Raw genomic sequence first — 11,699 nt, 5'->3', positions numbered from 1 at the left:
CCCCCCCCCCCCCCCCCCCCCCCCCCCCCCCCCCCCCCCCCCCCCCCCCCCCCCCCCCCCCCCCCCCCCCCCCCCCAGTACCGGTTTTAAGCCTTAGGAGCCTTAGCCACATTCTCCAGGAACGCCAGAATCAGCTTAATCAGCGACTCCGCGCCAACCGCCGCATACTTCAGCGTCTGCTCATGCGACAGAGGGAACGGCGACAGCCCTTCCGCCAGGTTGGTGATAACGGAAACGCCCACCACCTTCAGCCCGCAATGGCGCGCCGACACGACTTCCGGCACAACAGACATACCAACTACATCCGCACCCAGCGTCTTGAAGGCGCGGATTTCCGCAGGCGTCTCAAAGTTCGGGCCCGGGTAAGCGATATACACACCTTCATGCAGCGTGATCGACTTGTCCGCAGCGGTCGACTGCAGCAGCTTGCGCAAGTCCGCATCGTAAGCATTGGCCATCGAGAAGAAGCGCGGACCGAAGCGTTCATCGTTCGGGCCCACCATCGGCGTACCAGGCAGGAAATTGATATGGTCGTTCAGCGCCACCAGCGAACCCGCATCCACTTCAGGGCGCAGGGAACCCGCCGCATTGGTCACGAACAGCATCTCGCAGCCAAGCAGTTTGATGGTGCGCACTGCGGAAGTCATCACCGCAGGGCCATAACCTTCGTAGAAGTGGCCGCGGCCCTTCAGGCACACCACTTGCACGCCCGCCAGCGTGCCCAGAACCAGCTGGCCAGCGTGGCCATGCACGGTGGAGATCGGGAAACCTGGCAGTTCGTCGAAAGAGATCGAGACTGCATCGGTCATCTGTTCAGCCAGCACACCCAGGCCGGAGCCCAGGATCATTGCAACGCGTGGCTGGAAATTGGCCGGCATGCGAGCGCGGATGATGGCGGCTGCCTGGAAAGGGGTATTGGAAGACATGGAGTTCCTCGTTTTTATATCTTTAGGTGAGCTGGCCAGAACAGGCCCTTGAACGTACCACGACACTATGCATCATCGTCTATATGTATGGCAAATACCATTTTTCTTTGCCATTTATACGCTGACGATATAAATATAGGTTTATTATAGGAGCGGCTCCGTTTGACATTAAACGGACAAATGTTTAGCATCGCAAACAAATGTTTATAGCGAGCTTTTCGTGACCGACCTCTCCCGCAAGGAACAGCTGTACGAGCTGATCCGCGCCAATCCCTTTATTTCCCAGCAAGAGCTGGCGGAGCAGCTCGCACTGTCGCGCTCTGCCGTTGCCGGCCATATCGCCAGCCTGATCCGCGAGCGCAAGCTTCTGGGCCGCGCTTATGTTTTGCGCAATGAACGAACCGTGCTGTGCATCGGCGCCGCCTGCCTCGACCGCAAATTGCGCCCGATCGCCCCGCTGCAATTGGCCACCTCCAACCCGGCCTGCGCCGAAGAGAGCTTCGGCGGCGTGGCGCGTAATATCGCCGCCAACCTGGCCCAGCTCGGTCTGCCCTGCTCCCTGCTGACCGCCCTCGGCGACGACACCTCAGGCCGCTCCCTGCGCGCCCAGGCTGAAGCTTTCGGCATCGGCATGGAAGGCAGCCTGCAGGTCAACGGCATCGGTAGCGGCACTTACACCGCCGTGCTGGACGCCTCCGGCGAAATGGTGGTCGCCCTGGCCGACATGGCCATCTTCGACCAGATGACGCCCGGCTGGATCGCCAGCCGCCAGCCGCAGCGCAATTCTGCCGGCATGGTGGTGGCGGACCTGAACCTGCCGATCGAGTCGATCGCCATGCTGATGGCCGACGCCCGCGCGTCCAGCGTGCCGCTGGTGGTGGTCGCAGTATCGCAGCCGAAGATGGCGCGCCTGCCGAAAGAGCTGCACGGCCTGTCGCTGCTGATCCTGAACCGCGGCGAACTGGAAACCCGCACCGGCCGCTCCCTGCCAACAGAAGCCGACGTGCAGGCAGCCTGTCACGAACTGCAAGCCGACGGTGCGCAAGACGTCATCGTTACCTGCGGCGCCAGCGGCGTCTATCACACCCTGGGCGAAGCCCTGCACTGGCTGCCGGCGCATGACGCGCGCATAGTCGACGTGACCGGCGCCGGCGATGCCTTCTCAGCCGCCGTCTGCTGGTCGCTGCTGCAAGATCCCGGACAACTGACCCTGGCCTGCCAGCGCGGACTGAGAGCCGCATCCATCACGCTGGCCAGCCCGCACACTGTTTCGCCCGAGCTGAGCGCCGACCTGCTCGCCGCGCACATTGAGGAGTAAAAACCATGCACCAATTCCTGTCCTTTTCCCCGGAAGTCGCCAATGCACGCACGACCGGCAAGCCTATCGTGGCGCTGGAGTCCACCATCATTTCGCACGGCATGCCCTATCCACAAAACGTGGAGACCGCGCGCGAAGTGGAGCAGATCATCCGTGACGCGGGCGCCGTGCCTGCCACCATCGCCATCATTGGCGGCAAGATCTGCGTCGGCCTGACCGAAGCGCAGCTGGAAGAACTGGGCAAATCGCCGGATGCAATCAAGGTATCGCGCCGCGACCTGGCCTATGTCCTCTCACAGGGCAAGCTGGGCGCCACCACCGTGGCGGCGACCATGATCTGCGCCCAGTTGGCAAGCATCAAGGTCTTCGTCACCGGCGGCATCGGCGGCGTGCACCGCGGCGCCGAGACCAGCATGGATATCTCGGCCGACCTGCAGGAACTGGCGCAGACCAATGTTGCCGTTGTGTGCGCGGGCGTGAAGTCCATCCTCGACATCGGCCTCACGCTGGAATACCTGGAGACGCACGGCGTGCCGGTCGTCTCCGTCGGCCAGCCTGGCTTCCCGGCCTTCTTTACGCGCGAAAGCGGCTTCAATGCCGACTTCCAGCTGGATACCGCCGGCGAGCAGGCCTCCTTCATCGCCACCAAGTGGGCGCTGGGCCTGAAGGGCGGCGTGGTCGTTTCCGCGCCGGTGCCGTCCGATGAAGCCATGCCGAAAGAAGAAATCGACGCCATCACCCTGCGCGCCTTGCAGGAAGCGGAAGCAAACGGCGTCACCGGCAAAAAGGTCACGCCCTTCCTGCTGGCCCGTATCAAAACCTTGACCGAGGGTCGCAGTTTGAAGACCAATATCGCACTGGTGAAAAACAACGCGCGCGTCGGCGCAGCCCTGGCGCGCGCGCTGCAGGAGCATCCATGTCCATCGACCTGAAACAGTTAAAGTACTTCCTCGCCGTCGCCGAAGAGAAGAGCTTCAGCCGCGCGGCCGAACGCCTGCATATCTCGCAGCCGCCGCTTTCCCAGCAGATCATGAAGCTGGAAGCGGAACTGGGTGTGAAGCTGTTTGCACGCACCACCCGCACTTTCGAGCTGACCGTTGCGGGCAAGGCGCTGATGCAAGAGGCATCCGACCTTCTGGCCAAGATGCGCATGACCATCGATACCGTGCGCCAGATCGACCGCGGCGAGGTTGGCCGCCTGCGAGTCGGTATCGTCGGCTCGGCAATGTGGGGGCCGATTCCATCGATGCTGGAGGAATTCCAGAGCAAGTATCCCCGTGTGACGTGGACCATCCATGAATTGGGGCCGACGGTGCAGTACGACGCCTTGCGCGCGAAGCAGGTCGACGTCGGCTTCTGGCGCGAGCCTAAGCTTGATGAAGATGAACTGCGCCGGGATAACCTCAAGCAAGAGCTGTGCTTCCGCGAGAATGTCTGCGTGGCGGTGAATGAACATCACCCGCTGGCGAAGATGGATGCGATTGAGCTGACGGACATCGCGGACGATCCAATGCTGACGCTGGCTTTGGATAAGTCAGCGTTCCCGCGCTACCTGATTCAGTGCTGCGTGAATGCGGGCTTCCAGCCGGAGATTTTCCAGGAGGCGCACGAGCCACAGACTTTGCTGGCGATGGTGGGCGCGGGACTGGGCGTGACACTGATGCCCGAAACCACCGCGCGTATCGGCTGGCCCGGCGTGGTGTTCCTGCCGATCCGCACCAATCCGCCGTCGGCAAACCTGTACATCACCTACACCACACTGGACGACGCACCTGTCGTGCGCGCCTTCCTCAACATCCTTCGCCCACCCACCGCCGAAACCCGGTAAACCTGGGTCTGACCCTTGGGTCAGACCCAGGTTTACCGGGTTTAATGGGTCGCCCCTGCGCCGGCCGAAATGTCCATGGAAACTGCAAGGGACGTCCGCACTGCAATGCGAATCCCTTCAGTCATCTGCGCCAGCGACATGCTGGCCGTTCCAGGATGCCGCGCCGCCTGCTCCGGCAAATAAGGAATGTGAATAAACCCTGCCTTCACTCCTTTGCGGCCAGCCACCGCGTGCATCAAACCATAGAACACGTGGTTGCAAACAAAGGTGCCCGCAGTCTGCGACACCGACGCCGGCAAACCGGCCGCCCGCAAAGCCGCGACAATCGCCTTGATCGGCAGCGTCGCAAAATACGCCGCCGGCCCTCCGCGCACAATAGCTTCGTCCACCAACTGCTGCTCCGCATTGTCCTTGATCGGCGCGTCGTCGATGTTGATCGCCACCCGCTCCACCGACAGATCCACACGCCCGCCGGCCTGGCCGACCGCAATCACCAACGCCGGCTTCAGCTCGTCGACCAGCGCCGCCATGGCCGCATTAGCATCGCCAAACACGCAAGGCAGCTGGCGCGCCACAACACGAAAGCCCGCTTCATGCCATCCATCCAGCGCCCGCACGGCTTCCCAAGCCGGATTAATCAGCTCTTTATTAAACGGCTCGAAGCCAGTCAGCAGAACAGTTTTCATAACAAGAAGTACAAGAGAATGATATTCGCGCCTAACAGCGGCAAGGCAGTCCCGATCTGCGCCTTGATCACAGCATGACGGTCCGTCAGTTCCAGCAACGCGGTCGGGATGATGTTGAAGTTCGCCGCCATCGGCGTCATCAGGGTACCGCAATAAGCGCTGAACATGCCAATCGCCGCCATCACCGATGGATTGCCGCCAAACTTCGCCACCAGCACCGGCACGCCAACGCCGCCCGCCATCACCGGGAAAGCCGCAAAGCCGTTACCCATCACAATGGTGAACAACGCCATGCCGACACAATACACCGCCACTGCCACCAGTTTCGAATCAAGACCGATATAACTCGTCACCACCTGCGCCACCGCCTTGCCGACGCCGGCTTCGCTGAACAACAGGCCCAGCACCGCCAGCATATGCGGCAGTACGATGGCCCAGTTCATTGCATCGACCAGTCGGCGCGCCTCGCGACCGGCCTGCAACGGCGTGGATCGCGTCAGCCAGCAAGCCACGCCGACCGCGATGACGGCGGCGCAGCCAAGGCTCACCAGTGTCAGGTGCTTCTGGTCCAGCACAAACAAATCGCCGACGCGGACATCCTTCAGCAGCGTCGCCCCCGCCATGGTGGCAGCCGGGATCACCAGCGCCGGCACGAACAGCCGGTGCCCAAGCCGCGCAGCACTGGCGCGGCGCGCATCCTCCGGCAGAACGTCCGGCTTGCCGCTACGCACGCCGCCAAAGCCGGCCAGCAGCGCCATCACGATCATCGACAGTCCCGCCAACGACGGCGGCATGCGTTCGCCAGCCAGATAGACAATCGCATACAGCGCCCAGAACAAGCCCGTCGTCCAGCGGCGCGGATTACTGCGATCGCCAAACGTAAGCAGCGCCACCAGGGCCAGCAACATGCCAAGCAGCCAATAAAAGTATTCGACGCGGACAATCATGCGGCGCCTCCACTGCGCCGCACCAGGTAGCGGTCCAGCCGGCGCAAGCGCCATGCGTGGATGATGAAGGCGCTGATGGCGGTCGGAATTCCCCACAGCGCCATATGCAGCGGATCAACCTCGATGCCCTCCGCGCGCAGCACGGTCTGCATCAGCACAATGGCGCCGAAGGCGACGAAGATATCCTCGCCGAAGAACAGGCCGACGTTGTCGGTGGCAGCCGCCATGGCGCGGATTCGCTGTCGCTGTTCATCGCCCAGCGTAGCGCCTTCTGCCGCCAGGCGCGCTTCCGCAGCTCCTTCCGCCATCGGCGCCACGACAGGCCGCACCATATTTGGATGGCCGCCCAGCGAGGTCAGCCCCATCGCAGCCGACAACTCACGCACCGCAAGGTAGACAATCAGCAGCCGTCCCGCCGTCGCGGAACGCACGCGGGCCACCGCCGCCTGCGCATGCTCGCGCAAGCCAAAGCGCTCCAGCAGGCCGATTGCCGCCAGCGGAAGCAGATAGATCATCGGCAGGTTGCGCGTCTTGACGAAGGCAGTACCCAGCGAGACAAGCAGCGCTTCTACCGGCATGTATGCGGCGAAGCCGGTGGTAAAGCAAGCCGCCACCACTACCAGCACAGGATGCAGACGCAGCAGGAAACCGAGCACGATCACTGCTACGCCCAGCAGCGGCCACATATTCACTGCAGATTGCATCTCCCCTCCCCTAAAAAAAACGCGCACCGAAGTGCGCGTTCCCTCATGCGATCATGCGAACAACTGATCAGAAATTCGCCTTGAACTGCACACCGTAGGTGCGCGGTTCGTTGACGATACCGGTCAGGTTGTTGATCGAGATCGCGCCCAGGGCCTGGATACGGTTGGTGATATTGCGGCCGTATGCAGCGATTTCGTAGTTATCCCACTTGTAGCCGACACGCAGGCCACCTTCGGTCAAAGGCTTTGCTTTGTACTCGGTTGCTTCGTACAGGAAGAAGTTGTAGGAGCTGCGGTATGCCCAGTCAGTGAAGGCATACAGCTCGCCGTTACCCACGTCGGTGCTGTACTTCAGGGTGAAGTTGTGCTGCCACTTTGGTGCACGCGGCAGCGGGTTGCCGTCCAGGAGGACCGTGCCTGCGAATGGACCGTTCGGACCGGTCACGGTGCAGAACGTGGATGGATAACCGCACTTGGTATCGAAGACTTGTGGGTCCTTGATTTCGGTCTTGTTGTAGCTGCTGCCCAGGGAGCCGCTGAAACCGTAGCCCAGGTTAGCTTGCAGGTCGAGCTCCACGCCCGAGCCGGTCACTTTATCGGCGTTGATCAGGCGGTTCATGTTGATCGCGCCGCTGCCTGCGGTCAGCTGCTTGTCGTCGACCTTGTAGTGGAAGACGGTCAGCGAAGCGCGGGCGCGGCGGTCGAACAAGTCAGCCTTCACGCCAGCTTCAAACGACAGGGCTTTTTCGGCCTTGGCCATGGATGGCACGTCGTTCGGGCCAAACAGGCGGCCCTGCATGGAAGGAGCACGGTAGCCAGTCGCAACGCGGCCGAACAGGTTGGTGTCCTTGTCCAGTGTGTAGGTGCCGCTAAGGTCCCAGCTCAGGTTGTGCGAAGTGTCATCCAGCGTCTTCGGCGAAGGCGTGATGTTCGGCTCGTAGCGCACCGCCAGGAAGTCCTTCTTGTCCGTGGTGTAGCGCAGGCCGGCGCGCATCTTGAAGTCGTTGGTCACGGTGTAGTTCAGGGTACCGAAGGCAGCCCAGGACTTAGCGTGCTGGAACTGCTGGGTGTAGCCTGGCAGCAGAGCGCTGTTGTTATAGGTATCGAAAGCGATACTGTCGATCTGGATGTCTTCGTTGAAGAAGAACAGGCCACCGATCCACTGCAGCGGGCCCTTGGCGGTCGACTCGGCGCGGAACTCCTGGGTGAACTGGCGATGGTTCGGCATCAGGTCAGCGGTCTCCAGCTGGAACGGAATGCGCGGGTCGGCGATCAAGCCGCCATCCACGTCCGCACGGCTGTACAGGTCCAGCTTCTCGTAACCGGTGATCGAGTGCAGGGTAATGTTCGGCAGGTCCCAACGCAGGTGGACGTTGCCGCCGCGGGTCTTCAGCCACTGGTTGTTGAAGCCATCGCTCGGATAGGAGTAGTAATCAAAGCCGTCCACCAGGTCATTGGTGCCCTTCTTCAGGATATTGGCGCGGAACAGGGTCGCGGTGGTATCCATATTACGAGCGTGCACATTGACCAGGGCTGAGAAATCCTTGGTCGGCTTGTACAGCGCCTGGATGCGGATCGCGTTGTCGTCGAAGCCTTCGAAGTCCTGGGTGCCCTTTGGACTTGGGTTATGCACGCGGTTGTCGCGATGCTGGCTCTGGCCGGAGAAGCGCAGCGCAAGAGTCTCGCTGGCTGGCAGGTTGTACACGCCCTCCAGGTTACGTACGCCTTCCTTACCGAAGCCGGCGCTGAAGTAGCCTTCCTGCTTGAAGACCGGCTTGGCCGAGTCGAACTTGATCACGCCGGCCGGGGAGTTACGGCCAAACAGGGTACCTTGCGGACCGCGCAGAACTTCGATCTGGTCCACGTCGAACACCGGGAAGCCCTTCAGCATCGGGTTTTCCATCACGATGTCGTCCATCACCAGGCCAACCGGCTGGGAAGCATTCAGGTCGAAGTCAGTATTACCCAGGCCGCGGATATAGAAACGCGGGAAGGTACGGCCATAATCCGATTCCACGGACACGGACGGGGTGCGGCCGTTCAGGAAACGGATGTCCTGGCCGCCGGAAGTCAGCACGTCCAACTTTTCGCCCTTCATGGTGGCGATCGCCATCGGCACGTCCTTGATGTTTTCAGAACGGCGCTGCGCCGTAACAATCACGGTCTCCAACTGGCCTGGCTTTTTGACTTCTTCAGTTGTTTGGGTTTCTTGCGCGAACGCGCTGTGCAGGGGAAAGGCGCTGGCGACAGCCAGGGCGATCAGGGAGTGCTTGAGGCGTTTATCCATACCCGATGTTCCAATCTTTAAATGGTAAGTAAGCTAATGTTGCAATGGCGCAAATCCTAACATGAAAGAAAGCACGTTCCTTTACTTACGAATAGGCCGTCATTTAGTTGACTGGCATATAAATAAGTAAGCAAAAACGTATTTGCCATACATATAGCGCCTGCTGCATAGTAGTGAGCAACGAATCCATGCCCTGAGAAGCGGATTCGGTTACCGGAACTGATGATTGCAGTTTGATTACGTGCCCAAGGATTAATCAAGGGTACAGTGTCAAAAATTGCATTTGTGTGTTGTTGGCAAGCTACAAGGTGCCGTGGCTTGCTTTGGCGCGAAAAAGCGGAACGAGGCACTCCATAAAAATATACAATATCGAACTTCGACGGAGCCCTTACATGAAAATCAAACAATTTAGCCTGATGATCGCCGCAGTTACGGTAGCAGCCAGCGCAAACGCGGCTGATCCGAAGCTGGGCATCGTGTACGACGCTGGCGGCAAGTTCGACAAGTCGTTCAACCAATCGGCTTTCGAAGGCGCTTCCCGCTTCTCGAAGGAAACCGGCATCAAGTTCATCGAAGTACAAGCCAGCAGCGACACTCAGGCTGAGCAAGTGCTGCGCGGCCTGGCCCGTAAGAACCTGGACCTGATCGCCTCCATCGGCTTCGCCCAGACCCAGGCGGTGCAGAAAGTCGCTAAAGAATTCCCGAAAGTCCACTTCGTCCTGATCGACGGCGTGGCGCAAGGTAATAACGTCAATTCCGTGACATTCAAGGAAGAAGAAGGTTCTTACCTGGTGGGCGTGGCTGCGGCCATGGCTTCCAAGTCCAAGAAACTGGGCTTCATCGGCGGTATCGACATTCCCCTGATCCGTACCTTCGCTTGCGGCTATGCCCAAGGCGCCAAGGCTACCGACAAGAAGAGCGAAGTGATCTCGAACATGGTCGGCACCACCTCCGCCGCCTGGAACGATCCTGCCAAGGGCGGCGAGCTGGCACGCGCCCAGTTTGACCGCGGCGTGGACGTTGTGTTCGCGGTGGCCGGCGGTTCCGGCATGGGCACCCTGCAGACCGCCAAGGAAAAAGGCAAGCTGTCGATCGGCGTGGACTCCAACCAGAACCACCTGTACCCAGGTTCGGTGCTGACTTCCATGGTCAAGCGTGTGGACAACGCCGTGTACGACTCCTTCATGCAGATGAAGAACGGCACCTGGAAGGCTGGCGTCACCTCCAAAGGCTTGAAGGAAGGCGGCGTGGATTGGGCGCTGGACGAGAACAACCGCAAGGTGATCACGCCTGAAATTGAGAAGAAGGTTATGGGCGCGCGCAAGGACATCATCGATGGCAAAGTAAAGGTCATCGACATCCGCACCACCAACGCCGCTTGCCCGGCCTAACAAGCAGTTCCTATAAAGAGAACGCGCCGACGGGGTTTCCCGTCCGGCGCGTTTTTCAGTAAATAAGACCGAAAATCCTTATGACGCCAGCAGTAGAATTCCGCAATATCTCCAAGCACTTTGGGGCGGTGAAGGCGAATACGGACGTCAATTTCACCATCGCCAAAGGGGCCATCCATGGCCTGGTGGGTGAAAATGGCGCCGGCAAGTCGACCTTGATGAGCATCCTTTACGGCTATTACCGCGCAGATGGCGGTGAAATCCTGTTGGACGGTAAGGCACAGCATATCCACAACTCGCATGAGGCGATCCGCCTTGGCATCGGTATGGTGCACCAGCACTTCATGCTGGTCGAGAACATGACCGTGCTCGATAACGTGATGCTGGGCAGCGAAGGCGGCTTCCGCCTGCGCGAGCACCGCGCCAACGTCGAAAAGAAACTGCGCGAAATTTGCGAACGCTATCGCCTGGACGTCGATCCTCTCGCGACCATCCACGACCTGTCCGTGGGCGCCCAGCAGCGCGTCGAGATCCTGAAGCAGATCTACCGCTCGGCAAACATCCTGATCCTGGACGAGCCGACCGCCGTGCTGACCGCTCAGGAGACCGAATCGCTGTTCGAAATCCTGAAGCTGTTCAAGGAACAGGGCAAGACCATCATCCTGATCACGCACAAGCTGCAAGAGATCAAGGACATCACCGACACCGTCACCGTCATGCGCGGCGGCCGTGTGGTGGGCGCAGTGGAAACCGCTTCGACGACCAAGGAAGAACTGGCGCAGATGATGGTCGGCCGCCCGATCGAGAACAACCTGCCGCGCGGCGCCTACAATCCTGGCGCTCCGGTGCTGGAAGTGAGGAACCTGCAACTGGCCGACGATAACGGCGTCAAGCTGCTGCAAGACATCGGCTTCACCCTGCGTGCCGGCGAGATCGTGGCGATTGCAGGCGTATCCGGCAACGGCCAGTCCGAGCTGATGGAAATCCTGTCAGGCATGAAGCTGCCGACGTCCGGTGAAGTGGACTTCGAAGGCAACCCCCTGCCCTTCGCCGGCCGCAGCGACGCCGACGGCCTGCCGACCAAGTTCCGCGAACTCGGTATCGGCCACGTGCCGGAAGACCGCCTGCGCGACGGCGTGATCAAGGCATTCTCCGTGATGCAGAACACCTTCTTCGGCTACCAGGACAAGGTAAAGAACAAATGGGGCCTGATCGATTTCAAAGGCATCGCCCAGCGCTGCGCCGGCCTGATGAAAGAGTTCGACGTGCGCCCGGCCAATCCGGACCTGCGCATTGGCCTGCTCTCCGGCGGTAACCAGCAGAAGGTGGTGATCGCACGTGAAGTGCTGGCCAAGCCGAAGCTGATGCTGGTAGGCCAGCCAACCCGCGGCGTGGACATCGGCACCATCGAATCCATCCACACCCAGCTGCTTGCCCTGCGCGATCAAGGCGTGGCAATCCTGCTGGTATCGGTGGAACTGGAAGAAGTGCGCGCCCTGGCCGACCGCATCCTCGTGATGTGCGGCGGCAAAATCACCGGCGAACTGAAAATCGACGAATTCGACACCACCCGCATCGGCTTGCTGATGGGCGGCATGCATAAACACTGATT

10 protein-coding genes are annotated in these 11,699 nt (G+C 60.6%); 5 read left to right on the top strand and 5 right to left on the bottom strand.

The annotated features are described in order from the left end of the window. Window positions 1–86 precede the first annotated feature (86 nt). Window positions 87–926, bottom strand: a complete 840-nt coding sequence (gene xapA / locus AC1RTP_RS23855; RefSeq protein WP_498611127.1) for a xanthosine phosphorylase — start codon at window positions 924–926, stop codon at window positions 87–89. Between the two features lie 220 nt (window positions 927–1,146). Between xapA and AC1RTP_RS23850 the strand changes: the two genes are divergently transcribed. From AC1RTP_RS23850 to AC1RTP_RS23840, 3 genes are read left to right on the top strand one after another with little or no spacing between them, the layout of a single operon-like run. Further along, window positions 1,147–2,244, top strand: coding sequence for a carbohydrate kinase (locus tag AC1RTP_RS23850; RefSeq protein WP_498611126.1), 1,098 nt, complete (start codon window positions 1,147–1,149; stop codon window positions 2,242–2,244). Between the two features lie 5 nt (window positions 2,245–2,249). Beyond that, window positions 2,250–3,176, top strand: coding sequence for a pseudouridine-5'-phosphate glycosidase (locus tag AC1RTP_RS23845; protein WP_498611125.1), 927 nt, complete (start codon window positions 2,250–2,252; stop codon window positions 3,174–3,176). Next, the gene (locus AC1RTP_RS23840) at window positions 3,161–4,072 is read left to right on the top strand and encodes a LysR family transcriptional regulator (RefSeq protein ID WP_498611124.1); all 912 of its coding nucleotides are present in this window, start codon (window positions 3,161–3,163) and stop codon (window positions 4,070–4,072) included. Before AC1RTP_RS23845 ends, AC1RTP_RS23840 begins: the two co-directional genes overlap by 16 nt. A gap of 41 nt (window positions 4,073–4,113) precedes the next feature. Here the strand turns inward: AC1RTP_RS23840 and pcp are convergent, their stop codons facing one another. From pcp to AC1RTP_RS23820, 4 genes are all read right to left on the bottom strand, one after another. After that, complete coding sequence (gene pcp / locus AC1RTP_RS23835) at window positions 4,114–4,758, bottom strand: pyroglutamyl-peptidase I (RefSeq protein ID WP_498611123.1); 645 nt, start codon at window positions 4,756–4,758, stop codon at window positions 4,114–4,116. Then, the gene (locus AC1RTP_RS23830) at window positions 4,755–5,705 is read right to left on the bottom strand and encodes a DUF979 domain-containing protein (protein WP_498611122.1); all 951 of its coding nucleotides are present in this window, start codon (window positions 5,703–5,705) and stop codon (window positions 4,755–4,757) included. Before AC1RTP_RS23830 ends, pcp begins: the two co-directional genes overlap by 4 nt. Then, window positions 5,702–6,409, bottom strand: a complete 708-nt coding sequence (locus tag AC1RTP_RS23825; RefSeq protein ID WP_498611121.1) for a DUF969 domain-containing protein — start codon at window positions 6,407–6,409, stop codon at window positions 5,702–5,704. Before AC1RTP_RS23825 ends, AC1RTP_RS23830 begins: the two co-directional genes overlap by 4 nt. Window positions 6,410–6,476: 67 nt before the next feature. Beyond that, window positions 6,477–8,696: a TonB-dependent receptor gene (locus AC1RTP_RS23820; RefSeq protein ID WP_498611120.1), complete on the bottom strand. Its 2,220-nt coding sequence runs from the start codon at window positions 8,694–8,696 to the stop codon at window positions 6,477–6,479. Between the two features lie 392 nt (window positions 8,697–9,088). On the opposite strand from AC1RTP_RS23820, the gene AC1RTP_RS23815 reads away from it, so the two are divergent. Then, window positions 9,089–10,087 (top strand): BMP family lipoprotein, encoded by a 999-nt coding sequence (locus tag AC1RTP_RS23815; RefSeq protein WP_498611119.1) that lies wholly within the window; start codon window positions 9,089–9,091, stop codon window positions 10,085–10,087. An 80-nt stretch (window positions 10,088–10,167) separates the two neighbouring features. Further along, window positions 10,168–11,697, top strand: a complete 1,530-nt coding sequence (locus AC1RTP_RS23810; protein WP_498611118.1) for an ABC transporter ATP-binding protein — start codon at window positions 10,168–10,170, stop codon at window positions 11,695–11,697. Window positions 11,698–11,699 lie beyond the last annotated feature (2 nt).

The sequence above is a fragment of the Pseudoduganella sp. GW821-FHT11H04 genome, assembly GCF_058807935.1.
Note: the sequence above shows the minus strand (reverse complement) of the source record. Positions and strands in the feature narration are given on the sequence as shown.